Origin of the sequence: Isoptericola sp. NPDC056605 (genome assembly GCF_042792795.1) — a bacterium.
Lineage (GTDB): Bacteria > Actinomycetota > Actinomycetes > Actinomycetales > Cellulomonadaceae > Isoptericola.
On the sequence record NZ_JBHTVT010000019.1, the window covers coordinates 75,939 to 102,633 of the forward strand.

25 protein-coding genes are annotated in these 26,695 nt (G+C 75.1%); 18 read left to right on the plus strand and 7 right to left on the minus strand.

Translation table 11 applies throughout. The features are described from left to right. Positions 1–15 precede the first annotated feature (15 nt). Positions 16–678 (plus strand): 2'-5' RNA ligase family protein, encoded by a 663-nt coding sequence (locus ACFQ8Y_RS17590; RefSeq protein WP_430586282.1) that lies wholly within the window; start codon positions 16–18, stop codon positions 676–678. Here the strand turns inward: ACFQ8Y_RS17590 and ACFQ8Y_RS17595 are convergent. After that, positions 675–2,171 carry an FGGY-family carbohydrate kinase gene (locus tag ACFQ8Y_RS17595; protein WP_430586283.1) on the minus strand — a complete coding sequence of 499 codons (1,497 nt, stop codon included), beginning with the start codon at positions 2,169–2,171 and terminating at the stop codon, positions 675–677. The two genes, ACFQ8Y_RS17590 and ACFQ8Y_RS17595, sit on opposite strands and share 4 nt — an antisense overlap. After that, positions 2,168–3,112: a sugar-binding transcriptional regulator gene (locus ACFQ8Y_RS17600; protein ID WP_430552236.1), complete on the minus strand. Its 945-nt coding sequence runs from the start codon at positions 3,110–3,112 to the stop codon at positions 2,168–2,170. The genes ACFQ8Y_RS17595 and ACFQ8Y_RS17600 overlap by 4 nt, the downstream gene beginning before the upstream one ends. 236 nt (positions 3,113–3,348) lie before the next feature. On the opposite strand from ACFQ8Y_RS17600, the gene ACFQ8Y_RS17605 reads away from it, so the two are divergent. The 7 genes from ACFQ8Y_RS17605 (at position 3,349) to ACFQ8Y_RS17635 (ending at position 12,980) form a co-directional block, all read left to right on the plus strand. Continuing rightward, a complete protein-coding gene (locus ACFQ8Y_RS17605; protein WP_430564209.1) occupies positions 3,349–4,464 on the plus strand; it encodes a zinc-binding dehydrogenase in 1,116 nt (371 codons plus the stop codon). A 42-nt stretch (positions 4,465–4,506) separates the two neighbouring features. Then, entirely contained in the window at positions 4,507–5,856 is a 1,350-nt protein-coding gene (locus tag ACFQ8Y_RS17610; RefSeq protein WP_430586284.1) for an MFS transporter, read from the plus strand. Between the two features lie 69 nt (positions 5,857–5,925). Beyond that, positions 5,926–7,641 carry a dihydroxyacetone kinase family protein gene (locus ACFQ8Y_RS17615; RefSeq protein ID WP_430586285.1) on the plus strand — a complete coding sequence of 572 codons (1,716 nt, stop codon included), beginning with the start codon at positions 5,926–5,928 and terminating at the stop codon, positions 7,639–7,641. A gap of 63 nt (positions 7,642–7,704) precedes the next feature. Further along, complete coding sequence (locus tag ACFQ8Y_RS17620; RefSeq protein ID WP_430586286.1) at positions 7,705–8,196, plus strand: ribose-5-phosphate isomerase; 492 nt, start codon at positions 7,705–7,707, stop codon at positions 8,194–8,196. Positions 8,197–8,411: 215 nt separating this feature from the next. Then, complete coding sequence (gene pheS / locus ACFQ8Y_RS17625; RefSeq protein ID WP_430552231.1) at positions 8,412–9,500, plus strand: phenylalanine--tRNA ligase subunit alpha; 1,089 nt, start codon at positions 8,412–8,414, stop codon at positions 9,498–9,500. Next, positions 9,500–12,112, plus strand: a complete 2,613-nt coding sequence (pheT, locus tag ACFQ8Y_RS17630; protein ID WP_430586287.1) for a phenylalanine--tRNA ligase subunit beta — start codon at positions 9,500–9,502, stop codon at positions 12,110–12,112. The genes pheS and pheT overlap by 1 nt, the downstream gene beginning before the upstream one ends. Beyond that, positions 12,105–12,980, plus strand: coding sequence for an SDR family NAD(P)-dependent oxidoreductase (locus ACFQ8Y_RS17635; RefSeq protein WP_430586288.1), 876 nt, complete (start codon positions 12,105–12,107; stop codon positions 12,978–12,980). Before pheT ends, ACFQ8Y_RS17635 begins: the two co-directional genes overlap by 8 nt. A 33-nt stretch (positions 12,981–13,013) precedes the next feature. Here the strand turns inward: ACFQ8Y_RS17635 and ACFQ8Y_RS17640 are convergent, their stop codons facing one another. Together ACFQ8Y_RS17640 and ACFQ8Y_RS17645 are read right to left on the minus strand one after the other, a co-directional pair. After that, positions 13,014–13,799 (minus strand): LLM class F420-dependent oxidoreductase, encoded by a 786-nt coding sequence (locus tag ACFQ8Y_RS17640; protein ID WP_430552228.1) that lies wholly within the window; start codon positions 13,797–13,799, stop codon positions 13,014–13,016. A gap of 34 nt (positions 13,800–13,833) precedes the next feature. Next, entirely contained in the window at positions 13,834–14,625 is a 792-nt protein-coding gene (locus ACFQ8Y_RS17645) for a methyltransferase domain-containing protein (protein WP_430552227.1), read from the minus strand. 76 nt (positions 14,626–14,701) lie between these two features. On the opposite strand from ACFQ8Y_RS17645, the gene ACFQ8Y_RS17650 reads away from it, so the two are divergent. Then, positions 14,702–14,959, plus strand: a complete 258-nt coding sequence (locus ACFQ8Y_RS17650) for a VOC family protein (RefSeq protein ID WP_430586289.1) — start codon at positions 14,702–14,704, stop codon at positions 14,957–14,959. A gap of 10 nt (positions 14,960–14,969) precedes the next feature. Here the strand turns inward: ACFQ8Y_RS17650 and ACFQ8Y_RS17655 are convergent, their stop codons facing one another. The 3 genes from ACFQ8Y_RS17655 to ACFQ8Y_RS17665 are packed head-to-tail and all read right to left on the minus strand — an operon-like array spanning position 14,970 to position 17,225. After that, positions 14,970–15,953: a quinone oxidoreductase family protein gene (locus tag ACFQ8Y_RS17655; RefSeq protein ID WP_430586290.1), complete on the minus strand. Its 984-nt coding sequence runs from the start codon at positions 15,951–15,953 to the stop codon at positions 14,970–14,972. 10 nt (positions 15,954–15,963) lie between these two features. Beyond that, positions 15,964–16,581 (minus strand): DUF1684 domain-containing protein, encoded by a 618-nt coding sequence (locus ACFQ8Y_RS17660; protein WP_430586291.1) that lies wholly within the window; start codon positions 16,579–16,581, stop codon positions 15,964–15,966. Then, positions 16,578–17,225, minus strand: coding sequence for a class I SAM-dependent methyltransferase (locus ACFQ8Y_RS17665; RefSeq protein WP_430586292.1), 648 nt, complete (start codon positions 17,223–17,225; stop codon positions 16,578–16,580). Before ACFQ8Y_RS17665 ends, ACFQ8Y_RS17660 begins: the two co-directional genes overlap by 4 nt. A 23-nt stretch (positions 17,226–17,248) precedes the next feature. Between ACFQ8Y_RS17665 and ACFQ8Y_RS17670 the strand changes: the two genes are divergently transcribed. The 9 genes from ACFQ8Y_RS17670 to argH all read left to right on the plus strand — a co-directional run bounded on the left by ACFQ8Y_RS17670 (position 17,249) and on the right by argH (position 26,600). Continuing rightward, positions 17,249–17,767: a GNAT family N-acetyltransferase gene (locus ACFQ8Y_RS17670; RefSeq protein WP_430564220.1), complete on the plus strand. Its 519-nt coding sequence runs from the start codon at positions 17,249–17,251 to the stop codon at positions 17,765–17,767. Between the two features lie 65 nt (positions 17,768–17,832). Continuing rightward, the gene (gene argC / locus ACFQ8Y_RS17675; protein ID WP_430586293.1) at positions 17,833–18,921 is read left to right on the plus strand and encodes an N-acetyl-gamma-glutamyl-phosphate reductase; all 1,089 of its coding nucleotides are present in this window, start codon (positions 17,833–17,835) and stop codon (positions 18,919–18,921) included. After that, positions 18,918–20,096, plus strand: a complete 1,179-nt coding sequence (gene argJ, locus ACFQ8Y_RS17680; protein ID WP_430586294.1) for a bifunctional glutamate N-acetyltransferase/amino-acid acetyltransferase ArgJ — start codon at positions 18,918–18,920, stop codon at positions 20,094–20,096. Before argC ends, argJ begins: the two co-directional genes overlap by 4 nt. Beyond that, positions 20,093–21,037: an acetylglutamate kinase gene (argB, locus tag ACFQ8Y_RS17685; RefSeq protein WP_430552220.1), complete on the plus strand. Its 945-nt coding sequence runs from the start codon at positions 20,093–20,095 to the stop codon at positions 21,035–21,037. Before argJ ends, argB begins: the two co-directional genes overlap by 4 nt. Beyond that, positions 21,034–22,353: an acetylornithine transaminase gene (locus ACFQ8Y_RS17690; protein ID WP_430586295.1), complete on the plus strand. Its 1,320-nt coding sequence runs from the start codon at positions 21,034–21,036 to the stop codon at positions 22,351–22,353. Before argB ends, ACFQ8Y_RS17690 begins: the two co-directional genes overlap by 4 nt. Beyond that, positions 22,353–23,285, plus strand: a complete 933-nt coding sequence (gene argF, locus ACFQ8Y_RS17695; protein WP_430564223.1) for an ornithine carbamoyltransferase — start codon at positions 22,353–22,355, stop codon at positions 23,283–23,285. Before ACFQ8Y_RS17690 ends, argF begins: the two co-directional genes overlap by 1 nt. Continuing rightward, positions 23,282–23,824, plus strand: coding sequence for an arginine repressor (locus ACFQ8Y_RS17700; RefSeq protein WP_430564224.1), 543 nt, complete (start codon positions 23,282–23,284; stop codon positions 23,822–23,824). Before argF ends, ACFQ8Y_RS17700 begins: the two co-directional genes overlap by 4 nt. A gap of 87 nt (positions 23,825–23,911) precedes the next feature. Further along, complete coding sequence (locus ACFQ8Y_RS17705; RefSeq protein ID WP_430552216.1) at positions 23,912–25,141, plus strand: argininosuccinate synthase; 1,230 nt, start codon at positions 23,912–23,914, stop codon at positions 25,139–25,141. A 1-nt stretch (position 25,142) separates the two neighbouring features. Next, a complete protein-coding gene (gene argH, locus ACFQ8Y_RS17710) occupies positions 25,143–26,600 on the plus strand; it encodes an argininosuccinate lyase (RefSeq protein ID WP_430586296.1) in 1,458 nt (485 codons plus the stop codon). Positions 26,601–26,695 lie beyond the last annotated feature (95 nt).

The window sequence follows — 26,695 nt, forward strand, 5'->3', positions numbered from 1 at the left end:
GCCTAGCATCGCGCCATGCGCCTGTTCACGGCCGTGTACCCGTCCGCCGAGGCCCTCGCCCACCTGGAGCTCGCCCTCGCCGGCGTGGGCGGCGCGTCCGTCACGGACCCGGGCCGCGGGCTGCGCTGGGTGCCGCCCGAGCAGCGTCACGTCACGCTGGTCTTCCACGGCGAGGTGCCGGACGGGGCCGTGCCGGACTACGTGGACGCGTTGGGCGACGCGCTGGCCGACGTGCCGCCGTTCGAGCTGGCCCTGAGCGGCGGCGGCACCTTCGGCGGCCGCACGCTCTGGGTGGGTGTGGCCGGGTCGGTCGACGACCTGAGGCGCGCCGGCGAGCTCGCGCAGGACGCCGCCGTCGGCGCGTCGGGCCTGCCCGCCGCGGACCGCACGTCGGGACGGCCGCACCTCACGGTCGCGCGGGCGACCGCTCGTGCGACCGTTCCTGCCGCGGCGGGCCGGCGGCGGGTGGACTCCGCACGCGGAGGCACGCGGGGGCCGCGCGGCCGGGAGGCCGACGCGTCGCCGCTGGTGCCGTGGGCGCGGGCGCTCGCCGTGTACCGGGGGCCGTCGTGGCGGGTGGACGCCGTGCACGTCGTCGCGTCCCTGCTCGGGGAGGGGCGGTCGGGCGGGCCGCTGCACGAGGCCGTCGCCGAGGTCCCGCTGGCAGGCGCCGCCTAGGGCGCGTCGGCCGCGCCGGGCGAGGCGTGCTGGACGTCCGCCAGGCGGTGCACGGTGTCCCGCGTCGTGCGGTACAGCTCCCGGTAGCCGTCGTAGAGGATGTCGTAGCGCGCCGCCCGGGCAGGGTCCGGCTCGATCCGGGCCGTCAGGGGGTTCCACCGCGCGATGTCGACCTCCGCCACGGCGGACGCGGCGAGGTAGGCCGCGCCGAGGCACGCGCCCGACGACCCGTCGGCGAGGACCTGGGGGAGCCCGGTGACGTCGGAGACGATCTGCGGCCACAGGGCGCCCTGCGACCCCCCTCCGACGGCCACCCCGCGCAGCGCCGGCGCTCCGGCGCCGCGCAGGAGCTCGAGGTTCTGGCGGACGCCGAAGGCGGTCGCCTCGAGCGCCGCGCGGTACACGTCCCCCCGGGAGTGCTCGAGCGTGAGCCCGGCGATGACGCCGCGGGCGTCCGGGTCGTGCAGCGGGGTCCGTTCGCCGGCGAAGTACGGGAGCATGAGGAGGCCGCGGCTGCCCGCCGGGGAGCGCTCGGCCTCCGCGACCAGCTCGCCGAACCCGGGGCCGCCGAACAGCCCGCGCAGCCAGCCGGTGACCGCCCCGCTGGTGGCGGTGCCGGCCGTGAGGTCGTACGTCCCGCGCCGGACACCGACCGCCGACCAGAGGTCGCGGTGGTGCAGCAGGCGGTGGCCCGACGCGATCATGAAGAGCGTGCTGCCGTACATGAGGGCGACGTCGTCCGGGGCCGTGGGGACGCTGGCCGCCTCCGCCCAGGCGTCGATCGTGCCGAGCACGACGGGGGTGCCCTCGGGCAGGCCGGTCCGCCGCGCGGCGTCGGCCGTGACCTTCCCGGCCACGTCGCCGGGCAGCCCGAGCGCGGGCAGGGTGACCTGGCCGCGCAGCCGGTCGGCCCAGCGCTCGTGCCAGGTGCCGGCGCGCAGGTCGTAGAGCGGCGCGGCCTGGCTGGCCGACGTGTGGTCGAGGCGGTAGGCGCCCGTGAGCCTCCAGACGAGCCAGGACGACGGCATGAACAGGCGGCGGGCGCGGGCCCAGACCTCCGGCTCGTGCTCGGCGACCCACGCGAGCTTGGGCCCCACGGCCTGGCTGGAGAGCCGGGAGCCGGTGGCCCGCTCGACGGCCTCGGCCCCGAGCTCTGCCTCCAGCCGGTCGATCTGCGCGGACGCGCGCGTGTCGACGCCGTAGAGGATGGCGGGGCGCAGGGGCGTGCCCGCCGCGTCCGTGAGGACGGCGCAGGGGCCGACGCCGCTGGTGCCCACCGCGACGACAGGGACGTCGCACCGGCGGCGCAGCCGCGCCGTGAGCTCCGCGAGCTCGTCCCACCAGACCTCCGGGTCCATCTCGACGTGCCCGGGACGAGGGCGGTCGGGCTCGTGCTCGATCGTGGCGCGCGCCAGCACACGACCGTCGAGGTCGACGAGCACCGCCTTCGCGCTCGAGGTCCCGATGTCGACGCCGAGGACGGCCCCGGTCATGGGCGGCGCGCCGCCGGCCGGTCGAGCGCCTCGAGCAGGGCGCGCGCCGTCGGCGCGTCGGTCACGAGGGAGCGCACGAGTCCGGCCCGCACGGCGCCGACGATGCTGGGCACCTTCTCGACGCCCACGGCGACGCCGACGCACCGGTCGAGCCCCTGGAGCAGCTCGCGGGGGGTGCGCACCATCCGGTCGCTGCCGGGGAACTCGATCGCGGCGCCGGCGGCGTCGAAGAAGTTCATGCACACGTCCCCGATGGCGTCGCGGAACGTCGACGCGTCCGCAGGGATCGAGCGGGAGATCGAGTTCCGGGTGGCGGTCGGCGCGCCGATGCCGACCACGGCGGCGCGGGCGGACCGCCAGAGGCCGATCACGTGCCGGAAGGTCGGGTCCTCGTCGAGCGAGCGGCGCATCGGGACCGTGGGCAGCACCTCGGTGAACAGGAACGCCGGGAAGGCGCCCGTGCTCTCGGCGGCAAGGCGGGCGATCTCGTTGGTCTGGTACCAGGCGACGGGCTCGCTGAGGCCGCCGACGGTCGGGACGACCTGCACGCCGGTCATCTTGGGCAGCGGCTCGCGCACGACCTCGTAGACGGTCCGCCCGGACGAGAGCAGCAGCACGTCGCCGGGCTCCAGGCCCATGTCCTCGATCTCCGCGCCGACGGCGGGGGCGAGGTCGGGGCCGAGCCGGCTGGGATGGACGGGCGGCACGACGCGGGCGCCGTCCAGGCCGAGGGCCTCGCGGAGGCGCGCGGCGAGCACGCCGCGCTCGTCGGAGCGGGGGTCCACGACCTCGATGCGCACCAGGCCGAGCCGGCGCGCCTCGGTGACGAGCCGGCTGACGGTGGGGCGCGAGACGTCCAGGCGCTCCGCGATGGCGGCCTGCGTCTCGTTGTCGACGTAGTACATCCGCGCCGCCTGGTACGCCAGGTCGGCGGCGGTCACCTCGTGATCGCTCCGGTGCTCGCTCCGGTGCTCGCTCAGGTGGTCCGTCCGGTCAGGCCTCGCGTCGTCGCGCTCGCTCACGGTGCTCCCAGGGTCTCGGGACGTCGTCGGACGACGGTGATTCTTCCCCTTCCGCGCGCCCGGCGCTCCTCTCCTGAACAAGTGTGCGTGACAAATGTTCACGGAGTGGCTACGGTGGCCGCGTCCGGAACCCAGAGCCAACGGAGGCCAGACCCGTGCCCCTCGTCACGAACGCCGAGACCACCCTTCCCGAGACCATGCGCGCCGTGGTCGTCCACGGTCCCGAGGACTACCGACTCGAGACCCTCCCCGTGCCCGTCCCCGGGCCGGGGGAGCTCCTGCTGCGCGTCGACGCCGTCGGCGTCTGCGCCAGCGACCTGAAGTGCTACCACGGCGCCGCGAAGTTCTGGGGCGACGAGCACCGCCCGGCCTGGGCGCAGAAGGGCGTGACGCCCGGCCACGAGTTCGCCGGCACCGTCGTCGCGGCCGGCGACCAGGGCGCGCTCGACAAGCGCGAGGCCGCGCTCGGCGACCGGCTCGCCTGCGAGCAGATCGTGCCCTGCTGGGAGTGCCGGTACTGCCTGCGCGGCGCGTACTGGATGTGCGGCCCGCACGACATGTTCGGGTTCAAGGGCTTCAACGGGGCCATGGCCGAGTACGTGCTGGTGCCGGAGCGAGCCCTGACGCACCAGGTCGACCCCTCGATCGCGCCGCAGCACGCCGCGTTCGCCGAGCCGCTGTCCTGCTCGATGCACGCCGTCGAGCGCGGCGGGATCCAGCTGGACGACGTCGTCGTGGTGGCCGGCGCGGGCCCGATCGGCCTCGGCGCCATCGCCGGCGCCCGCCAGAAGAACCCGTACCTCGTCGTCGCGCTCGACATGAGCGACGCCAAGCTCGAGCTGGCGAGCAAGGTCGGCGCCGACGTGACGATCAACATCACGACCGAGGACGCCGTCGCGCGGGTCAAGGAGCTCACCGGCGGCTACGGGGCCGACGTCTACATCGAGGCCACCGGCCACCCGTCCGCCGTCGCGCAGGGCCTCGACCTGCTGCGCAAGCTCGGCACCTTCGTCGAGTACTCGGTCTTCAAGGACGACGTGACCGTGGACTGGTCGATCCTCTCGGACGACAAGGAGCTCGACGTGCTGGGCGCACACCTCGGTCCGCACTGCTGGCGCCCCGCCATCAAGCTCATCGAGTCCGGCACCCTCCCGCTCGAGGAGGTGTGCACGCACCAGTTCCCGCTCGAGCGCTTCCAGGACGCCCTCGACCTGGTCGGCGACTCGGCGGGCGGCTCGGTCAAGGTGTCGATCGTCCCGTCGCTGTCCTGACCTCGCCCCACCGCCACGGATCCGACCGTTCGAAGGAGAACCATGTCTGAGACCACGACGCGCGACGACGCGCCGTCGCCGGCCACCGAGTCCCGGCTGGAGCGGATGGGCATCCCCCGCTCCGTCGCGTGGGGCTATCTGGGCGTCCTGCTGTTCATGACCGGGGTCGGCGTCGACTCCAACTTCATCACCCCGCACCTCGTCGAGGCGCTCGGCAGCCCCGAGGCGACCGTCGCCACGATCATCACGGCGTACAGCCTCACCGTGCTCGTGGGCAGCTATCTGTCCGGGGCGCTCGCGGACCTCCTCGGGCCGCGCAAGGTGATGCTGCTCGGGTTCGGCGTCTGGGTCGTCTTCCAGGCCCTGTTCCTCGTCGCCCTGGACAGCGGCAGCTTCTGGGCGGTCGCGCTGACCTACGCGATCCGGGGCTTCGGCTACCCGCTGTTCGCGTTCGGCTTTCTGGTCTGGGTGAACGTCGCCACGCGCCCCGAGCGCAACGGCTCCGCCGTCGGCTGGTTCTACGTCGCGTTCACCGGCGGGCTGCCCACCCTCGGCTCGCTCTTCGCCATCGGCGCCATCCCGACGTTCGGCGGCGGGTTCGCCGGCGAGGCCGGTGCGATGTGGGCGTCGCTGCTCCCGGTGACTCTCGGCTTCCTCGTCGCGTGGTTCGGCGTGCGCGACCCGCGCGGGTCGCGCCGGATCGCGCCCGCCGGCGACTCGGCCTCGACGGTCATGCTGTCCGGCCTGTCGCTGACGGTGCGCAGCCCCAAGGTGCTCATGGGCTTCCTCGTGCGCCTCATCAACACCGCGCCCCAGTACGGCATGTTCATCGTGCTTCCCGCCGTGATCGCCGACGAGCGCGGCTGGGGCCAGGCCCGGTGGCTGACGATGACCGTGCTCGTGTACGCGACCAACATCCTCGTCAACGCCCTCTTCGGGTGGATCGGCGACCGCATCGGCTGGCAGCGCACGGTGAAGTGGTTCGGCGTGTTCGGGTCGTCGCTCGGCCTGCTCGCCTGGTGGTACGTGCCGCAGCTCGTGCCCTACGGCTCCGACTGGGGCTTCTGGGTCGCGACCGCCGCCGGGTGCGTCTTCGGCTGCCTGCTCGCCGGGTTCGTCCCGATGGGCGCGATCATGCCGGCGCTCGCCCCCGAGCGGAAGGGCGCCGCGATGGCCATGTACACGACCGCCGCGGGCGGGGCCGCCTTCCTGGGCTCGGCCGTCGTCGCGCTGGGCTTCGCCGTCGGCCTCGGCGGCCAGGGCATCGTCTGGATGTTCGTGGCCCTCTACGCCGCGGCCTTCGTCATGGTCGGCCGCCTCACCGTCGACCAGCCGGGGCACACGCCGGCCGGCCGGTCGACCAGGCGGCCCGCCGCCGAGGCGGTCCGCTGACGGCGGGCCCCGCCGGCTTCCCGCTCCGCACGCCTCCGCACGACACCCGAACGAACGAAGGACGCTCCCATGACGAGGATCTTCGACGACCCGGAGGAGTTCGCCGACGACCAGCTCGCCGGATTCCTCGACCTCTACGCCGACCGCTTGCGCGGCGTGCCCGGCGGCGTCGTGACGCTGCCGGACGGCGAGCCGCAGGTCGCCGTCGTGATCGGCGGCGGCTCGGGCCACTACCCGGCCTTCTGCGGCACGGTGGGGTCCGGCCTGGCGCACGGCGCCGTGGTCGGCAACATCTTCACCTCGCCGTCCGCGGCCCAGGCGTACTCCGTCGCGAAGGCGGCCGACCAGGGGCGCGGGGTGGTGCTCAGCTTCGGCAACTACGCCGGCGACATCATGAACTTCGGCATCGCCGCCGAGCGGCTGCGCAAGGAGGGCATCGACGCGCGGGTCGTCGTCGTGACCGACGACGTCGCGTCCGCCGAGGACCCCGAGCAGCGCCGCGGCATCGCGGGCGACTTCTCCGTCTTCAAGGCGATGGGCGCCGCGGCCGCGGCGGGCCTCGACCTCGACGAGGTGGAGCGGGTCGGCCGCGCGTCGAACGCCGCGACCCGCACGCTCGGCGTGGCGTTCTCCGGCTGCACGATGCCGGGCGCCGAAGCCCCCCTCTTCCAGGTGCCCGCCGGGCACCTGGGGCTCGGCCTCGGCATCCACGGCGAGCCGGGCATCGAGGACGTCCCCCTGCTGCCGGCGGAGAAGCTCGCCGGCCTCCTCGTGGAGCGCCTCCTCGCCGCGGCGCCGGACTCGTCGTCGACGCGCCTCGCGCCGGTGCTCAACGGCCTCGGCACCACGAAGTACGAGGAGCTCTTCCTCCTGTGGCGGCACGTGGCCCGGCTGCTGCGCGAGCGGGGCTTCACCCTGGTGGAGCCGGAGGTCGGCGAGCTCGTCACGAGCCTCGACATGGGCGGCGTGTCCCTCACCCTCCAGTGGCTGGACGACGAGCTGGAGCGGTGCTGGACGGCCGACGCCTACACCCCGGCGTACCGCAAGCAGCGTGCGCCCCTCGAGCGGCTCGACGCCTCGGGGCGCGGGGGTGCCGCCGAGGGCGTGGCCCAGGACGAGGCCGTGCCGCCGGCGAGCGACGCCTCCCGGGCGCTCGCGGGCGCCGTCCGCGACGGGCTGCGCGCCCTGCACGCGGTCGTCGCCGAGCACGAGGAGGAGCTCGGCCGCATCGACGCGGTCGCCGGCGACGGCGACCACGGCCGAGGCATGCTCAAGGGCGCCACCGCGGCCCTGCGCAGCGCCGAGCAGGCGCCGCCCGAGGCCGGTGCCGCCTGGCTGCTCGGCCGCGCGGGGCGGGCGTGGGCCGAGCAGGCCGGCGGTACCTCCGGCGTGCTCTGGGGCGCCGCGCTGGAGGCGTTCGGCGGGTCGCTCGGGGACGACGGGGACGCGTACGACCCCCCGAAGGTCGCCGACGCGATCGACGCGTTCGCCGAGTCCGTGCAGGACCTCGGCCGCGCGCAGGCGGGGGACAAGACCCTGCTCGACGCACTGCTGCCGTTCGCCGCGTCGTTCCGTGAGCAGGCGGGGGCCGGCGCCCCGACGAGGGACGCCTGGGCGGCGGCTGCCGACGCGGCGACCGAGGGTGCCCGCGCCACCGCGGACCTGCGTCCGCGCGTCGGGCGGGCTCGGCCGCTCGCGGAGAAGTCCCTCGGCACCCCGGACGCCGGCGCGACCTCGTTCGCGCTCGTCGTCACCCGCGTGGGCGAGGTCCTCGCCCGCGACTGAACAGACCCATCAGCACCTGGCGGCGCCCGCAGCACCGGCGCGGCAGGAGAAGGAGACACCGGCATGACAGCAACGGACGACAGCGCGACCGAGGCGGGCGTGGGGTTGCGCCTCGTGGTCGGGTCCGACGACGCGGGCTTCGACCTCAAGTCCCTCCTCGCGGGGGACCTCGCCGACGACCCCCGCGTCGCGACGGTGACGGACGTCGGCGTGGGTGCCGACGGGCACACGGCGTACCCGCACGTCGCGGTCGAGGCGGCCCGGCTCGTCGCGGCCGGCGAGGCCGACCGGGCGCTCCTGGTCTGCGGCACGGGCCTGGGCGTCGCGATCGCGGCGAACAAGGTGCCCGGCGTCCGCGCGGTGACGGCGCACGACTCGTACTCGGTCGAGCGCTCCGTGCTCAGCAACGACGCGCAGGTGCTCTGCCTGGGGCAGCGGGTCGTCGGCCCGGAGCTCGCCCGCCGGCTCGTGCGCGAGTGGCTGGGCTACGCGTTCGACCCCGCCGGCGCGTCGGCGGCGAAGGTCGAGGCGATCTGCGGCTACGAGGTCGCCTGAGACGTGACGAGACCGGCGTGTCACGCCTCCCGTGCCATCATGGGAGGCGTGACACTCCGCGACCGCCGATTTACCGGGCCCGCCACGGGCCCGGCCCCGGCGACGCGCGCGCGCTGAGCGCGGCACCGCGGACGCCGACCTGACCGGCCCGGGCGGGCACATAAACTGACCCCGCCGCCCACACCCCTCGCAGGGCCCCTCTCAGGAAGGCACGCATGTCCACGCCCGCACCCACCCCAGAACCCGGCGTCGAACGGCAGAGCCCCGACCCGTTGGACGTCGCGGCGCTCGACGCCGTCGTCGACGAGGCCCTCGCCGCGGTCGCCGCCGCGCGCGACCTGGACGAGCTGAAGGCCGTCCGCACCGCGCAGACCGGGGACAAGAGCCCGCTCGCGCTCGCGAACCGCGCCATCGGGTCCCTGCCGGGGCCGGAGAAGGCGGCCGCCGGCAAGAACGTCGGGCCTCGCCGCGGCCGCGTGAACCAGGCGATCGCCGCGCGCCAGGCGGAGCTCGAGGCCGAGCGCGACGAGCGCGTCCTCGTCGAGGAGACCGTCGACGTCACGCTGCCGACGGACCGTCGCGCCGTCGGGGCGCGGCACCCGATCGAGCTGGTGCAGGAGCGCATCGCGGACTTCTTCGTCGGGCTCGGCTGGGAGATCGCCGACGGCCCCGAGGTCGAGGCGGAGTGGTTCAACTTCGACGCCCTGAACTTCGACCCGGACCACCCGGCCCGGCAGATGCAGGACACGTTCTACGTCGCGGGCGACGGGGACAAGCCGTCCAACCTCGTGCTGCGCACGCACACGTCGCCGGTGCAGTCGCGGTCCCTGCTCGAGCGCGGCGTGCCGCTGTACGTCGCGTGCCCCGGCAAGGTGTTCCGCACCGACGCGCTGGACGCCACCCACACCCCGGTCTTCCACCAGGTCGAGGGCCTCGCGGTCGACAAGGGCCTGACGATGGCGAACCTCGTCGGCACGCTCGACGCGTTCGCGCGGGCCATGTTCGGCCCCGAGGCGCGCACGCGGCTGCGCCCGAGCTTCTTCCCGTTCACGGAGCCCAGCGCCGAGATGGACCTGTGGTTCCCGCAGAAGAAGGGCGGCGCGGGCTGGATCGAGTGGGGCGGCTGCGGCATGGTCAACCCGAACGTGCTGCGCGCGGCAGGGATCGACCCCGAGGAGTACCAGGGCTTCGCGTTCGGGATGGGCATCGAGCGCACGGCGATGCTGCGCCACTCGATCGCCGACATGCACGACATCGTGGAGGGCGACGTGCGCTTCTCCACCCAGTTCGGGACGGAGATCTGATGCCCCGCATCGTCACTGACTGGCTCGGCGAGCACGTCGAGCTGCCGGCGGACCTCACCGCGGAGCAGCTCGCGGCGGCCCTGGTGAAGGTCGGTCTGGAGGAGGAGGAGATCCACCCCGCCGCCGTCACCGGTCCGCTCGTCGTGGGCCGCGTGCTCGCGCAGACCCCGGAGCCGCAGAAGAACGGCAAGACCGTCAACTGGTGCCTCGTCGACGTCGGTCCCGAGCACAACGAGGCGCACGTCAAGGGCGTCGACGACGCCGACGTCCCCGCCGGCGGCGCGCGCGGCATCATCTGCGGCGCGCACAACTTCGGCGTGGGGGACTACGTCGTCGTGTCGCTGCCCGGCACCGTGCTGCCCGGCGGCTTCGCCATCGCGGCGCGCAAGACCTACGGCCATGTCTCCGACGGCATGATCTGCTCGGTGCGCGAGCTCGGCATCGGCGAGGACCACGACGGCATCCTCGTGCTCACGCGCGCAGGCTTCGACGCCGCCGACCTCACGCCGGGCCAGGACGCGATCGCCCTGCTCGGCCTCGGCGACGAGGTGCTCGAGATCAACGTGACCCCGGACCGCGGGTACGCGTTCAGCTACCGCGGCGTGGCGCGCGAGTACGCCCACTCCACGGGCGCGCGGTTCACCGACCGCGGGCTGCCCGAGAACCTCGGCACCACCCCGCCCGCCCCCACGGCCGACGGGTTCGGCGTCGAGGTCGACGACGCGGCGCCGATCCACGGGCAGGTCGGCTGCGACCGGTTCGTCACGCGCATCGTGCGCGGCATCGACCCCGCCGCGCCCACCCCGCCGTGGATGAAGCGTCGCCTCGAGGGGTCGGGGATGCGGTCCATCTCCCTGGCCGTCGACGTCACGAACTACGTGATGCTCGACCTGGGCCAGCCGCTGCACGCCTACGACCTGGACCGGGTCGCGGCGCCGATCGTCGTCCGCCGTGCCGTCCCCGGCGAGCGCCTGACGACGCTCGACGACGTCGACCGCGCGCTGGACGCCGAGGACCTGCTCATCACCGACTCGCCGGCGGGCGAGCGCGGCGCGCGGGTGCTCGGGCTGGCCGGCGTCATGGGCGGCGCGTCGTCCGAGGTGAGCCCCACCACGACCGACGTCCTGGTCGAGGCCGCGCACTTCGACCCGATCACCGTGGCCCGCACCGCCCGGCGGCACCGGCTGCCGTCCGAGGCTGCCAAGCGGTTCGAGCGCGGCGTGGACCCGCGCTTGCCCGCCGTCGCCGCGCAGCGGGTGGTCGACCTGCTCGTGGAGCTGGGCGGCGGCGCCGCGGACGGCGCCGTGAGCGACCTCGACACCACGACCCCGCCCAAGCCGGTGCGGCTCGACGTCAGCCTGCCCACGCGGCTGTCCGGCGTGGAGTACGACCGCGCCACCGTGGTCGGCATCCTCGAGCAGATCGGGTGCACCGTGACGGACGCCGTCGCCGGGGCCAGCGTGGACGCCGTCCGCGTGACGCCCCCGTCGTGGCGCCCCGACCTCACCGAGCCGGCGGCGCTGGTCGAGGAGGTCGTGCGGATCGCCGGTTACGACCAGATCCCGTCCGTGCTCCCGTCCGCCTCGGGAGGCCGCGGCCTCACGCCCGAGCAGCGGGCCCGCCGGTCGGTGGCGCGCGCGCTCGCGGAGGCCGGCCTCGTCGAGGTGCTGTCCTACCCGTTCGTGGGCGAGGCCGACCTGGACGCGCTCGGGCTGCCCGACGACGACGTGCGCCGCACCACGCTGCGCCTGGCCAACCCGTTGGCCGACGACCGGCCGTTCCTGCGCGCGGACCTGCTCTCGACGCTGCTCGAGACCGCACGCCGGAACGTCTCGCGCGGCCTGCCCGACGTGGCGGTCTTCGAGGTCGGCCTGGTCACGCGGCCGACGCCGGGCACCCCGGCCCCGCCGCAGCTCCCGGTGGGCGTGCGGCCGTCCGAAGACGACCTGGCGGCACTGGTGGCCGCGGTCCCCGACCAGCCGCGGCACGTCGCGGGCGTGCTCACCGGCCGCGCGGTGCCCGCCGGCTGGTGGGGCGACGGCCGCGCGGCCGACTGGACGGACGCCCTCGACGCCGCGCGCCTCGTCGCCGAGCGCGCGGGCGCGGAGGTCACGGTCCGGGCCGACTCCGGCACGATGCCGTGGCACCCCGGCCGCTGCGCGGCGGTGACGCTGCCCGACGGCGCCGTCGTCGGGCACGCGGGCGAGCTGCACCCGAAGGTGGTCGAGGCCCTGGGCCTGCCCGCCCGGGCGGTGGCGTTCGAGCTCGACCTGGGCGCGCTGATCGCCGCCGGCGGGGACGCCCCGGTCGCGGCCGAGCCGGTGTCGGCGTTCCCCGCGGCGAAGGAGGACTTCGCGTTCGTCGTCGACGCGGGCGTGCCCGCCGCCGACGTGCACGCGGCCGTCGTCGCCGGCGCGGGCCCGCTGCTCGAGGACGCGCGCCTCTTCGACGTCTTCACCGGAGAGCAGGTCGGCGAAGGGAAGAAGTCGCTCGCCTACTCGGTGCGGCTGCGCGCCGCCGACCGCACGCTGACGGCCGACGACGTGCGCGCCGTCCGCGAGGGCGTGGTCGCCGCGGCGACCGAGCGTGTCGGGGCCGTGCTGCGTGGCTGAGCGCGCCGCCGGGTCCGGGCCGCGGGGCGACGTCCCCGCGGCCCGGACCGCGCTCGTCACCGGGGCGAGCCGCGGCATCGGCCGCGCGGTCGCGCTCGGGCTCGCCCGGGCCGGGCTGGACGTCGCGCTCGTGGCGCGAGACGCGGGCCGGCTGGCCGAGGTCGCGCGCGAGGTGCGCGCCCTCGGCCGGGTCGCCCTCGAACTGCCGGCCGACGTCACCGACGGCGCGGCGGTGGCGGCCGCCGTGCGGGCGGCCGAGGCGTCCCCGGCCGACGGGGGGCTCGGGTCGGTGGACCTGCTGGTCAACAACGCCGGCCGCATCGACGCCGAGGTGCCGCTGTGGGAGGCCGACCCGGACGAGTGGTGGTCGGTGCTCGAGACGAACGTCCGGGGCCCGTTCCTGCTCGCCCGGCACGCGGTGCCGGGGATGCTGGCGCGCGGCGGCGGGCGGGTCGTCGACCTCAACAGCGGCGCCGGCTCGCACGACAACGGCGACGCGACCGCCTACAACGCGAGCAAGACCGCGCTGATGCGCCTCGGCGCCGGTCTCCACCTCGCCGGCCACGACCGGGGCCTGCGCGTGCTGGAGGTCGCGCCCGGCGTCGTGCGCACGGACATGACGGGGGCGATGCGCGCCCACGAGGGGCGGACCGAGTGGACGCCCGTCGAGCGGACGGTCGACCTCGTGACGGCGTTCGCGCGCGGCGACCTCGACGCCTGCTCCGGCTGGTTCGTCCGCGCCTCGCACGACACCCCGGAGTCCCTGGCACGTCTCGCGCAGGAGGCGGCGGCCCCCGCCGCCCGCCGGCTGCGCGTGCAGCCCGCGGCGGCGGACGACCCGCTGGCCGAGGTGCTCACCGGTCGCTGACCGGGGCACCCCGGCCGGGGCGCGAGCGGCGGGTCAGCGGCGCTCGTCGCGCCAGCGCACCCACTGCTCGACGAGCGACAGGTCGTAGTCGGGCCCGCTCGTGCCGATCGTGAACAGCGTGGCCCCGGCGTCGAGCAGCTTCTGCCCGACCTCCTCGGGCGGCGCGCCCACGCCGACCGACCGCTCCACGAGGCGACCGGTGTCGCGCCCGACGGCCTCTCCGTGCTCGTCGAGGATCGCGGACTTGCGGGTCAGGGTGTCGACGTCGCCGAAGGAGTGCCAGACGTCGGCGTGCTCGGCCACGAGGCGCAGCGTCTTCTTCTCGCCGCCCCCGCCGATCAGGATCGGGATCTCCCGCGTCGGGGCGGGGTTGGCGGCCGCGAGCCGCGCCTTGATGCGGGGGAGCGCCGCGCCCAGGTCGGCGATGCGCGAGCCCGCCGTGCCGAACTCGTAGCCGAACTGCTCGTAGTCCTTGGCGAACCAGCCGGCGCCGATGCCGAGGATCAGCCGGCCGCCGCTGATGTGGTCGACCGTGCGTGCCATGTCCGCGAGCAGGTCGGGGTTGCGGTAGGAGTTGCAGCTGACGAGGGCGCCGATCTCGACGCGCTCGGTCTGCTCGGCCCAGGCGCCGAGCATCGTCCAGCACTCGTAGTGCTTGCCGTCCGGGTCGCCCGAGAGCGGGAAGAAGTGGTCCCAGTTGAAGATCACGTCGACGCCGGCGTCCTCGGCGCGCCGGACGGCGTCGCGCATCTGGGCGTAGTCGGCGTGCTGCGGCTGGAGCTGGACCCCGATGCGGATCGGGTGGCTGGTCTCGGTCACGGCGCGAGCCTACGACCGTTCGTGCCCGTCGCCGTCACGAGCTCCGCGTGGCGACCACGAAGACGCGGCGGAAGGCCAGGGGCGTGCCGAACGGGTACCTCGGGTAGGCCTCGCGCAGGGCGGCGCCGAGCTCGGCGTCGAACCGGGCGCGCAGGTCGGTGCCGTGCGCGGCGTCGTGCGCGTCGAGCGCGTGCAGCACCGGCTGGGCGCCGGTCGCCGAGATCCAGCGCAGCACCGGGTCCTCGCCGTCGAGCACGTGCGTGTACGTGGTCTCCCAGGTGTCGACCGACCATCCCGGCCGGCCGAGGAGCGCGAGGTACTCGGCGGGGTCGCCGACGGCGCGGCGCTCGACGGGCCCGACGACGGCGGCGTACGGCCCGCGCCCGGCGACCTCCCGCAGGGTGCGGTGGCTCGGGGCGTCGTGGTTGCCCGGGACGGAGAAGGCGAAGGTCTGGCGGGCCGTGGCGGCGAGGGCGGGGAGCAGGTCGCGGTGCCCGGGCACCCACTGCAGGGTGGCGTTGCTGATCACGAGGTCGGCCTCGGGGGCGGGGCCGCGTCCGGCGGCGTGGTCGCGCACGTCGGCGAGCTCGTAGCGGCCCCCGGGGTCCGCGGCGCGCGCCTTCTCGATCATCGCGGGGGAGGCGTCGAGCCCCACGAACGTGGCGGCCGGCCACCGCTCGCGCAGCACGGGGGTGAGGTGCCCCGGGCCGCAGCCCAGGTCGACGATGCTCGCCGGGTCGCGCACGACGCGCGCGACGAGCTCGCCGAAGGGGCGCGACCGTTCGTCGGTGTAGCGCAGGTACGCGGTGGGGGACCAGTCGGCCACGACAATTCCTCTCGACATCAAGTCTCTTGATGTCGAGAGACTAGCGTGCGGGCCCCGCACGCACCAGGCTGTCGACGTGGAGCCCGACAGGATCGCGCCGCCAGGCCGCGGAGGGGCGACCCCCGCGACCGTCGTCCCGTACCTCGCCGTGCGGGGGGCGTCCGAGGCGATCGACTACTACCGCAGGGCCTTCGGCGCGCAGGAGCGCTTCCGGATCGAGGAGGCCCGTCTCGAGCGCGGGGTCGACGACGGGCCCCAGGAGGGCTGGCGCAGCGCGTGGGTGGTGGACCCGTACGGGCACCGCTGGCATGTCTCGAGCCCGACGGCGGGCTGACCGCCACCGGTCAGGGGACCAGGAGGACCTTGCCCGTCGTGCCGCGCCCCTCCAGGGCGCGGTGCGCCTGCGCCGCGTCGGCGAGCGGGAGCCGCTCGCCGATCCGCACGTCCAGGTCGCCCGCGGCGGCCGCCCCCAGCACCTCGGCGGCCCGCCACTCGAGCTCGCCCCGGGTGAGGAGGTAGTGGGCCAGCGTCGGCCGGGTGAGGTAGAGCGACCCGCCGGAGTTCAGCCGCTGCGGGTCGAAGGGCGGCACCTGTCCCGACGCCCCGCCGAACAGCACGAGCGTGCCGCGCGGGCGCAGGGACGCGAGCGAGGCGTCGAACGTGGCGCGGCCCACGCCGTCGTACACGACGTGCACGCCGCGCCCGTCGGTGAGGTCCCGCACGACGGCGGGCAGCTCGGTCGCGAGGTCGCCCATCGCCGCGTAGTCGACGGTGTGCGCGGCGCCGGCCGCTGACGACAGGGCCGCCTTCTCGGGCGAGGACACGGTGGTGATGACACGCCCGCCGCGCGCCACCGCGAGCTGGGTCGCGAGCAGGCCGACGCCGCCGGCGCCGGCCGTGAGGAGCACGTCGTGGCCGGGCCCGACCTCGAAGGTCGACGCGACGAGGTAGTGCGCCGTCATCCCCTGCAACGGCAGGGCGGCGGCCGTGACGAGGTCGAGGCCCGCGGGGACGCGCACGGCGTTCGCCGCCGGGACGGCGGCGAGCTCGGCGTACGAGCCGGGCGCCTCGTTCCAGGCCACCTCGTCGCCGACGGCGAAGCCCTCCACGCCGTCGCCGAGCGCCTCGACCGTCCCGGCGCCCTCGACGCCCACGACGTGCGGGTAGCGCATGGGGTACACGCCCGCCCGGCGGTAGGTGTCGATGAAGTTGACCCCCGCCGCCGCGACGCGGACGAGGAGCTCGCCCGCGCCGGGCGCGGGGTCGGGCTGCTCGACGTACTCCAGGACCTCGGGACCACCCGCCGCGCGGGCCACGACTGCGTGCATGCGTCCGAGCCTACGCAGCCGGAGGCCGGTCCAGCCGCTCGCCCGCGCGCACGGGCGCGTCGACCCGGTTGCCGGCCGGGGCGAGCGGGCAGGTCCAGGCGGGGTCGTACCGGCAGGACGGGTGGTACGCCAGGTTGAGGTCGACCACGACGAGGCCGTCGCGCCCGCCGAGGTCGGCGCCCTTGGCGGTGTCGAGGACGTACCGTCCGCCGCCGTACGTCTCGGCACCGGCGGTGCCGTCCCGCAGCGGCACGAACAGCCCGCCGCCGTACTGCGCCAGCCACCAGGCGTCGAGCGTGCCCAGCCCGGGGAGCTCGAGCACGCCGACCCGCTCCATCGTCGTCGTGCCGTCCGCGCCCGTCTCGAGCTCGAGCCGCGCCGGCGGCGCCGGACGCAGCGGCACCTCGAAGCGCACGGCCGGGTCGTACGGCCAGTACGGCAGGCCGGTGGCGCGCAGCGGGTCGTCGGCGGACAGCGGGCTCTGCGGGTGGTCGCGGAAGAGGCCGTCGCGGCCCGCCCGCCACGTCGCGTGCCCGCTCGCGGGGTCGGGCGCCGCGCGGACGGCGGCGTAGAGCTCGGCCACGCTCCGCCGCCAGTCCGCGAGCTCGAGGGCGACCTGCGGCGTCATGCCGCCACCTCGAGCTCGCCGAGCAGGAAGGCGTCGCCGTTGTCGTGGCGCCAGTCCGCGTGCCGCCGCAGGCGCAGCCCTGCGGCCGCGGCCTGCGTCGCCAGCAGGCCCGGGTCCGCGAACGCGTCGTGGTGGGTGGGGAAGGCGCGCGGTCCGGGCCCGGGCCCGCCGAACGCCGTGAACGTCGCGGTGACGGCCCGGCCGCCGGGCCGCAGCACGCGCGCCCACTCGCGCAGCACCGCCCGCGGGTCGGGGACCAGGTGCAGGGCCGTGACGCAGGTGACGAGGTCTGCCGACCCGTCGGCCAGGGGGAGGGCGGCGGCGTCGGCCCGCAGCAGGGTCGCGCCCGGCGAGCCGCGGTGGGCGACGGCGAGCATGTCGGGGGACAGGTCGACGCCGGTCAGGCGCAGCGGCCGCGGGGCCAGCGCCACGAGCGCCCGCAGCACCAGGCCCGTCCCCGTGGCGACGTCGAGCACGTCGCGGACGTCGTCGAGCTCGCAGAACGCGGCGACCCGGGCGGCGAGGTCGCGGTGCATGGCGCTCTCGTCGTACGTCGCGGCGCGGGCGTCGTAGGCCGCCGCGACCGCGACGGACACGTTGTCGGCCGGGGCGTCGGCGGGGAGGTCTGCCGGACGGGAGGTCACGGCCTCGACCCTATGCTTCGCCCGTGACCCGAGACACCCGCGCGCCGTTCATGATCCGTCCCGCGACCGACGACGACTGGCCCGCCCTCTGGCCGACCGTCGAGGCGGTGGTGCGCGAGGGCGAGACCTACGTCTACCCGCTGGACCTCACGAGCGCGCAGGCGCGGGAGATCTGGATGGAGCGCGCCCCGGGCGCGACGGTCGTGGCGGTGGGCGCCGACGGGGCGCTGCTGGGCACGGCCAAGATGGGGCCGAACCGGCCGGGCCACGGCGACCACGTGGGCACGGCGTCGTTCATGGTGTCGCCCGCCGCGCGCGGGCTCGGGGTGGGCCGGGCGCTCGGCGAGCACGTCGTCGCGTGGCACCGGGAGCAGGGCTTCCGCGGCATCCAGTTCAACGCGGTGGTGGAGTCCAACGAGGTGGCCGTGCGGCTGTGGCGGTCGCTGGGGTTCGAGGTCGTCGGCACGGTGCCGGGCGCGTTCCGCAGCCCGTCGCACGGGTACGTCGGGCTGCACGTGATGTACCTGCCGCTCGTCGGGTGACCCGCGGCGCCCGTGCCGTGAGAAACAGGTCCCGACGCTCTGCATAGGTATGTATAGTGCTGCATATGGTCAGCACTGAGTCGCGCACGTTTCGTGTCGCCGTCGCCGGTGCCTCCGGGTACGCCGGGGGCGAGTTCCTGCGCCTCGCGTCGCGCCACCGCGCGCTGGAGATCGGGGCGCTCACGGCGCACTCGAACGCGGGCGCGCGGCTCGGCGCGCTGCAGCCCCACCTGCGCTCGCTCGCCGACCGTGTCCTCGAGCCGACCACGCCCGAGGCGCTCGCGGGCCACGACGTCGTCGTGCTCGGACTCCCGCACGGGGCGTCCGGGGAGATCGCCGCGCAGCTGCCCGACGACGTGCTCGTCCTCGACCTCGGTGCCGACCACCGCCTCGCGTCCGCCGCCGACTGGGAGCAGTTCTACGGCTCGGCCCACGCAGGCACCTGGCCCTACGGCCTGCCGGAGCTGCTCCACGCGGACGGCGCGGGGCACGTCACCGGGGCCCAGCGCGACCACCTCGCGGGCGCCCGCCGGATCGCCGTGCCGGGCTGCAACGTCACCGCCGTCACCCTCGGCCTGCAGCCGGGCGTCGCCGCCGGCCTGGTCAGCCCGGCCGACGTCGTGGCGGTTCTCGCCAACGGCTACTCGGGCGCGGGCAAGTCGCTCAAGCCGCACCTGCTCGCTGCCGAGGGCCTGGGTTCCGCCGTGCCGTACGCCGTCGGCGGCACGCACCGGCACATCCCCGAGATCGCGCAGAACCTGCGCACCGCCGGGGCGCCCGCGGTGTCGATCAGCTTCACGCCCACCCTGGTGCCCATGTCGCGCGGCATCCTCGCCACCGTCACGGCGCGCCTCGCGCCGGGCCACGAGGACGCCACGGCCGCCGACGTCCGCGCCGCCTGGGCGGAGGCCTACGCCGACGAGCCGTTCGTCGAGCTGCTGCCGGAGGGTCAGTGGCCGACGACGGCCGCCACGCTCGGCGCCAACACCGCCCTGGTGCAGGTCGCCCTCGACGCCGCCGCCGGGCGGGTCGTGACCGTCACCGCCATCGACAACCTGGTCAAGGGCACCGCCGGTCAGGCGGTCCAGGCCATGAACCTCGCCCTCGGCCTGCCGGAGACGGCCGGCCTCGTCACCGAAGGAGTCGCACCGTGAGCGTCACCTCCCCGCGGGGGTTCCGGGCCGCCGGCGTCGTCGCCGGCCTGAAGGCGTCGGGCGGGCGCGACGTCGCGCTCGTCGTCAACGACGGGCCCCTCACCACCGCCGCCGCCGTGCTGACGACCAACCGGGTCCAGGCCGCCCCTGTCCTGTGGACCCGGCGGGCCGTGTCCGACGGCTCCGCGCGCATGGTCGTGCTCAACTCCGGGGGAGCGAACGCCTGCACGGGCCCGGAAGGATTTGCCGACACGCACCGGACCGCAGAGCTGGCCGCCGAGTGGATGGGCGACTTCGAGTACGAGGTCGGGGCGGGCGACGTGCTGGTCTGCTCGACGGGGCTCATCGGGGTGCGGCTGCCCATGACGGAGCTCCTCGACGGCGTGCACGACGCGATCACCGACCTCTCGGCGGACGGCGGCGACGCCGCGGCCGACGCGATCCGCACCACCGACACGGTGTCCAAGCAGGCCGTCGCGCTGCGCGCCGGCTGGCGCGTCGGCGGGATGGCGAAGGGCGCGGGCATGCTCGCGCCCGGCCTGGCCACGATGCTCTCCGTGATCACGACCGACGCCGTGGTCGACGCCGCGACGGCCGACGCCGCGCTGCGCGCCGCGACCCGCGCCACGTTCGACCGGGTCGACTCCGACGGGTGCATGTCGACCAACGACACCGTGATCCTGCTCGCCAGCGGGGCGTCGGGCGTCGAGGTCGGGCTCGCGGACCTCACGGCCGCGGTCACCGAGGTCACCGCCTCCCTCGCGCGCCAGCTCGTCGCGGACGCCGAGGGCGCGAGCCACGACATCGCCGTGACCGTCACCGGCGCCACGACCGAGGACGCGGCGGTCACCGTCGCGCGGGCCGTCACGCGCTCCAACCTCTTCAAGGCCGCCATCTTCGGCAACGACCCGAACTGGGGCCGCATCGTGGCCGCCGTCGGCACCGTGCCCGAGGACGTCGCGCCGTACGACCCGCTGGCGCTCGACGTCACCGTCAACGGCGTCCAGGTCTGCCGGGCGCAGGGGGTGGGGGAGCCGCGCGAGCTCGTCGACCTCGCCGCCGCGCGCGAGGTCACCGTCGTGGTCGACCTGCACGCGGGCGACGCGTCCGCCACCGTGTGGACCAACGACCTCACGCACGACTACGTCCACGAGAACAGCGCGTACAGCTCATGAGCAGCGACGTCGTGAACGGGCTCGCGCCCGAGCAGAAGGCCGAGGTGCTCCTCGAGGCGCTGCCGTGGCTCCAGGAGTTCGCCGGGGCGCTCGTCGTCGTCAAGTACGGCGGCAACGCCATGATCGACGGCGAGCTCAAGGCCGCGTTCGCCCAGGACATGGTCTTCCTGCGCCAGGTGGGCCTGCGGCCCGTCGTCGTGCACGGGGGCGGCCCGCAGATCAACGCCATGCTGGAGCGCCTGGACATCCACAGCGAGTTCCGCGGCGGCCTGCGCGTCACCACGCCCGAGGCGATGGACGTGGTGCGCATGGTGCTCACGGGCCAGGTCTCGCGCGAGCTCGTCGGCCTCATCAACGCGCACGGCCCGCACGCCGTCGGGATGTCGGGGGAGGACGCCGGGCTGTTCCGCGCCGCCCGCCGCCACGCCGTGGTCGACGGCGAGCCGGTCGACGTCGGCCTCGTGGGCGACGTCGTGCAGGTGGACGCCGGGGCGGTGCAGGACCTGCTCGACGCCGGCCGCATCCCGGTCGTGTCGACCGTCGCGCCCGACGTCGACGACCCGACCCAGGTGCTGAACATCAACGCCGACACGGCCGCCTCCGCGCTCGCGGTGGCGCTCGGCGCGAGCAAGCTCATCATGCTCACCGACGTCGAGGGTCTGTACACGTCGTGGCCCGACAAGGACTCCCTCGTCGAGGAGATCTCCGCGCCGGACCTCGCGGCCCTCCTGCCGAGCCTGACGTCCGGCATGGTGCCCAAGATGGAAGCGTGCCTGCGCGCCGTCCAGGGCGGCGTGCCGCGCGCCACCGTGATCGACGGCCGCCAGCCGCACTCCGTGCTCCTGGAGGTCTTCACCACCCGCGGCAACGGCACCATGGTCGTGCCCGCGCCGACGGCCACCACCACCGATCCCACTGCGAGCAAGGAGGCAGGCGCGTGAGCGACACCCTGCAGTCGGTGAGCGGAGGCGCCCTCGCCGACGCCTCGAACGCCGCCTGGACCGTTCGCTACACCCATGCGGTGATGGACACGTTCGGCCCGCCCCAGCGTGTGCTGGTGCGCGGCGAGGGCGCCTACGTGTGGGACGCGGACGGGCGGCGCTACCTCGACCTGCTCGCCGGGATCGCGGTGAACGCGCTCGGCCACGCGCACCCCACCCTCACGGCGGCGATCAGCGCGCAGCTGGGCACCCTCGGGCACGTGTCGAACTTCTTCGCCACGCCCACCCAGATCGGCCTGGCCGAGCGGCTCCTGCACCTCGCGGGCGCGCCCGAGGGCTCCCGGGTGTTCTTCACCAACTCGGGCACCGAGGCGGTGGAAGCGGCGTTCAAGATGGCGCGCCGCAACCGTTCCGACGGACCTGGCGACGACGGCACCCGCACCCGCGTCCTGGCCCTGGAGGGCGGCTTCCACGGCCGGTCGATGGGCGCCCTCGCCCTCACGGCGAAGTCCGCCTACCGCGAGCCGTTCGAGCCGCTGCCCGGCGGCGTCGAGCACGTGCCGTTCGGCGACACCGCCGCCCTCGACGAGGCGTTCTCGCCGGAGGCCGTCGCGGAGCGGGGCGGCGTCGCGGCGCTCGTCGTCGAGCCGCTGCAGGGCGAGGCCGGCGTGCGGCCGCTGCCCCCGGGCTACCTGGCGCACGCCCGCCGGCTCACCGCCGAGGCGGGCGCGCTGCTCGTCCTCGACGAGGTCCAGACGGGCGTCGGCCGCACAGGCTCCTGGTTCGCCTTCCAGCAGCCGGAGATCGGCGGCGGCGTCGTGCCCGACGTCGTCACCGTGGCCAAGGGTCTCGGCGGCGGCTTCCCGGTGGGTGCCGCGATCGCGTTCGGCGAGCGCGCCGCGACGCTGCTCGGCCGTGGCCAGCACGGCACCACGTTCGGCGGCAACCCCGTCGCGGCCGCCGCCGGGCTGGCGACGCTCGGCGTCATCGAGCGCGACGGCCTCCTCGAGAACGTCCGCCGCGTCGGCGAGGTGCTCCGGACCGAGATCGAGGCGGCGGGCAACCCGCTCGTCGCCGGCGTGCGCGGGCAGGGTCTCCTGCTCGCCGTCCAGCTCACCCGGCCCGTCGCGGCCGACGTCGCGGCGGCGGCCCTCGAGGCGGGCTTCGTCGTCAACGCCGTCGCACCGGACGCGATCCGCCTGGCCCCGCCGCTGATCCTCACGGCCGAGCAGGCGCGCGACGTCGCCCGGTTCTTCGCCGCCGTCACCGTCCCCGCCTCGACGCCCGTCGACCAGCCCGTTGAAGGGAAGCCCTGATGCCCCGCCACTTCCTCCGCGACGACGACCTCACCCCGGACGAGCAGCGCGAGGTCCTCGAGCTCGGCATGGCGTTCCGGGAGGACCGGTTCGTGCGCACGCCGCTCGCGGGCCCGCAGGGCGTCGCCGTGCTGTTCGACAAGCCGACGCTGCGCACGCAGGTCTCGTTCTCGACCGGCGTCGCCGAGCTCGGCGGCTTCCCGGTGATCGTCGACGGCCGCCTCGCCCAGGTGGGCGTGCGCGAGTCCGTCGCGGACGTCACGCGCGTGCTCGACCGTCAGGTGTCGGCCATCGTGTGGCGCACGTTCGGCCAGGAGCGCATCGACGAGATGGCCGCCGTCTCGCGGGTGCCGGTCGTCAACGCGCTCACCGACGGCTTCCACCCGTGCCAGATCCTGGCCGACCTGCTGACGGTCGCGCAGCACCGGGGCGGCATCTCCGCCCTGGCCGGGCAGCGGCTCGCGTACGTCGGGGACGCCGGCAACAACATGGCCGCGTCGTACCTGCTCGGCGGCGTCACCGCCGGCCTCCACGTCGCCGTGGCGGGCCCCGAGGGCTATCTCCCGCCCGAGGACGTCGTCGCCCGCGCCCGGGAGATCGCCGCCACGACCGGTGGCTCGGTGACGGTCACGACCGACGTCCGGGAGGCGGTCGCCGGGGCCGACGTCGTCGCGGCGGACACCTGGGTCTCGATGGGCGACGAGGACGAGGCCGCCGAGCGGCTCGCCGCGCTCGACGCCTACCGCGTGGACGACGCGCTGCTGGCCGCCGCGGCCGACGACGCGATCTTCCTGCACTGTCTGCCCGCCTACCGCGGCAAGGAGGTCAGCGCCTCGGTGATCGACGGCCCGTCCTCCGTCGTCTGGGACGAGGCGGAGAACCGCCTGCACGCGCAGAAGGCGCTGCTGACCTGGCTGCTGGAGCACCGGTGAGCGCGGCGGACGGGGCCCCGTCGGGCCAGGTCGCGGGCCCGACGACGAAGGCCGCCCGGCACGCGCGGATCGTCGAGATCGTGCGGCGCACGGCGATCCACTCGCAGGCCGAGCTGGCCCGCGAGCTCGCCGACGCGGGCGTCAGCGTCACGCAGGGCACCCTGTCGCGCGACCTCATCGAGCTGCGGGCCGAGAAGGTGCGCAACGCGGCAGGGGCGCTCGTCTACGCCGTCCCCGGCGAGGGCGGCGACCGCAGCGTGCAGGCCGCGGGCGTGGGGGAGCACGACGTCGAGTACGTCGCCGCGCGTCTCGCGAGGCTCTGCAACGACCTGCTCGTGTCGGCGGAGGCGTCCGCCAACCTCGTGGTGCTGCGCACGCCCCCCGGCGCGGCCAACTACCTCGCGTCCGCGATCGACCACTCGGTCTTCCCGGGCGTCCTCGGCTCCATCGCGGGCGACGACACGATCCTCGTGATCGCCCGCGACCCGCTCGGCGGCGACGACCTGGCCCGGCGCTTCCTCGAGCTGACCGGGCCCTGACCCGGTCCGGACGACGCGGGACCGTGGCCCCCACGGTCCCGCACTGCCAGACTTGACCCGAACCCCCTCGCAAGAAAGAGAACTGTGATGACTGATCGCGTCGTGCTCGCCTACTCGGGCGGCCTGGACACCTCCGTGGCCATCGGCTGGATCGCCGAGGCCACCGGGGCCGAGGTCGTGGCCGTGGCCGTCGACGTCGGCCAGGGCGGCGAGGACATGAACGTCATCCGCAAGCGCGCGCTCGACTGCGGCGCCGTCGAGGCGTACGTCGCCGACGCGCGCGACGAGTTCGCGGCGGAGTACTGCATGCCCGCGCTCAAGGCCAACGGGATGTACCTCGACCGCTATCCGCTGGTCTCCGCGATCTCCCGCCCGGTGATCGTCAAGCACCTCGTGCGCGCCGCGCGCCAGTTCGGTGCGACGACCGTCGCGCACGGCTGCACCGGCAAGGGCAACGACCAGGTCCGCTTCGAGGTCGCGACGACGTCGCTGGCCCCGGACCTCAAGTCCATCGCCCCGGTGCGCGACCTCGCGCTCACGCGCGAGAAGGCCATCGACTACGCGGAGCGGCACGACCTGCCGATCGCGACCACCAAGAAGAACCCGTTCTCGATCGACCAGAACGTGTGGGGTCGCGCGGTGGAGACCGGCTTCCTCGAGGACATCTGGAACGAGCCCACCAAGGACGTCTACTCCTACACGGACGACCCGACGTTCCCGCCGGTCGCCGACGAGGTCGTCATCACCTTCGACCAGGGCGTGCCGGTCGCGCTCGACGGCGTCGCCGTGACCCCGCTGCAGGCGATCCAGGAGATGAACCGCCGCGCCGGCGCCCAGGGCGTGGGCCGCATCGACATCGTCGAGGACCGCCTCGTGGGCATCAAGTCCCGCGAGATCTACGAGGCGCCCGGTGCCGTCGCGCTCATCGCCGCGCACCAGGAGCTGGAGAACGTCACGCTCGAGCGCGAGCAGGCCCGCTTCAAGCGGCAGGTCGAGCAGCGCTGGACCGAGCTGGTCTACGACGGCATGTGGTTCTCCCCGCTGAAGAAGAACCTCGACACCTTCGTCGACGAGACCCAGAAGTACGTCTCCGGCGACATCCGCATGGTGCTGCACGGCGGCCGGGCCACCGTGACCGGCCGTCGCTCGGAGTCGAGCCTGTACGACTTCAACCTCGCCACCTACGACGAGGGCGACTCGTTCGACCAGTCGCACGCCCGGGGCTTCATCGAGATCTACGGCCTCGCCGCCAAGCAGGCCGCGGCCCGTGACGAGAAGTTCGGCAACGGCGTGGACTTCGGCGTCGGGGAGTTCTGACGTGGGCTCCGAGGTCACGCCGGGCGCAGGGCCCGGCGCGGTGACGACGCAGGGCGACAACGTCTCCCTGTGGGGCGGCCGGTTCTCCGGCGGCCCGTCGCCGGAGCTGCAGGCGCTGTCCCAGTCGACGCACTTCGACTGGGTGCTCGCGCCGTACGACATCCGCGGCTCCCGGGCGCACGCCCGCGTGCTGCACGCGGCGGGCCTGCTGACCGACGACGAGCTGGCCGGCATGCTCGACGCGCTGGACGTCCTGCTGGCCGACGTCCAGTCGGGCGGGTTCCTCCCGGTGCTGGGCGACGAGGACGTGCACACGGCCCTCGAGCGCGGCCTCATCGAGCGCGCGGGCACCGAGCTCGGCGGCAAGCTCCGCGCGGGCCGCTCGCGCAACGACCAGATCGCCACCCTCGTGCGGCTGTACCTGCGCGACCAGGCGCGCGTCGTCGTGCGGCAGGTGCTCGACGTCGTGGACACGCTCATCGTGCAGGCGCAGGACGCCGGCGAGGCCGTGATGCCGGGCCGCACGCACCTGCAGCACGCCCAGCCGGTGCTGCTGGCGCACCAGCTCCTGGCCCACGCGTGGCCGCTGCTGCGCGACGTCGACCGGCTCGTGGACTGGGACGTGCGCGCGGCACGCTCGCCCTACGGGTCGGGGGCGCTCGCGGGCTCGTCGCTGGGGCTCGACCCGGCGGCGGTCGCGACCGAGCTCGGCTTCGACGGCCCGGTGGAGAACTCGATCGACGGCACGGCCGCGCGCGACGTCGTCGCGGAGTTCGCGTTCGTGTCCGCGATGGTCGGGATCGACCTGTCCCGGCTCTCGGAGGAGATCATCCTCTGGAACACGAAGGAGTTCGGCTTCGTGCGGCTGGACGACTCGTGGTCGACCGGGTCGAGCATCATGCCGCAGAAGAAGAACCCCGACATCGCGGAGCTCGCCCGCGGCAAGGCGGGCCGGCTCGTGGGTGACCTCACCGGGCTGCTCACCACGCTCAAGGGCCTGCCGCTGGCGTACAACCGCGACCTGCAGGAGGACAAGGAGCCGGTCTTCGACCAGGTCTCCACCCTCACGGTGCTGCTTCCTGCGTTCGCGGGCATGGTCCGCACCCTCACGTTCGACACGGCGCGGATGGCCGAGCTCGCCCCGCAGGGCTTCTCGCTGGCCACCGACATCGCCGAGTGGCTGGTGCGCGAGGGCGTGCCGTTCCGGGTCGCGCACGAGGTGGCGGGCGCCTGCGTCCGGGTCTGCGAGGAGCGCGGCATCGAGCTGTGGGACCTCACGGACGCCGATCTCGCCGCGATCTCCGAGCACCTGACCCCGGGGGTGCGCGAGGTGCTGAGCGTCGAGGGCTCCGTGGCGTCGCGCGACGGCGTCGGCGGCACGGCGCCCGCGCGGGTCACCGAGCAGGTGGAGGCCGCCAAGGAGCGCTCGGCCGAGTTCCGCATCTGGGCGGACAGCTGAGCGGATCCGTACCGACGTCGGCCGCGCGGCGGGCCGAGGGGCCGGGCGTCAGGGGCCCCGGGGCGGGACCGACCGCCAGGGGGGAAACCCGACTG

Coding starts and splice junctions, on each gene's coding strand:
- ACFQ8Y_RS17590 (WP_430586282.1), top strand. CDS start 16: ATGCGCCTGTTCACGGCCGTGTACCCGTCCGCCGAGGCCCTCGCCCAC.
- ACFQ8Y_RS17595 (WP_430586283.1), bottom strand. CDS start 2,171: ATGACCGGGGCCGTCCTCGGCGTCGACATCGGGACCTCGAGCGCGAAG.
- ACFQ8Y_RS17610 (WP_430586284.1), top strand. CDS start 4,507: ATGTCTGAGACCACGACGCGCGACGACGCGCCGTCGCCGGCCACCGAG.
- ACFQ8Y_RS17615 (WP_430586285.1), top strand. CDS start 5,926: ATGACGAGGATCTTCGACGACCCGGAGGAGTTCGCCGACGACCAGCTC.
- ACFQ8Y_RS17620 (WP_430586286.1), top strand. CDS start 7,705: ATGACAGCAACGGACGACAGCGCGACCGAGGCGGGCGTGGGGTTGCGC.
- pheS (WP_430552231.1), top strand. CDS start 8,412: ATGTCCACGCCCGCACCCACCCCAGAACCCGGCGTCGAACGGCAGAGC.
- pheT (WP_430586287.1), top strand. CDS start 9,500: ATGCCCCGCATCGTCACTGACTGGCTCGGCGAGCACGTCGAGCTGCCG.
- ACFQ8Y_RS17655 (WP_430586290.1), bottom strand. CDS start 15,953: ATGCACGCAGTCGTGGCCCGCGCGGCGGGTGGTCCCGAGGTCCTGGAG.
- ACFQ8Y_RS17660 (WP_430586291.1), bottom strand. CDS start 16,581: ATGACGCCGCAGGTCGCCCTCGAGCTCGCGGACTGGCGGCGGAGCGTG.
- argC (WP_430586293.1), top strand. CDS start 17,833: ATGGTCAGCACTGAGTCGCGCACGTTTCGTGTCGCCGTCGCCGGTGCC.
- argB (WP_430552220.1), top strand. CDS start 20,093: ATGAGCAGCGACGTCGTGAACGGGCTCGCGCCCGAGCAGAAGGCCGAG.
- argF (WP_430564223.1), top strand. CDS start 22,353: ATGCCCCGCCACTTCCTCCGCGACGACGACCTCACCCCGGACGAGCAG.
- ACFQ8Y_RS17705 (WP_430552216.1), top strand. CDS start 23,912: ATGACTGATCGCGTCGTGCTCGCCTACTCGGGCGGCCTGGACACCTCC.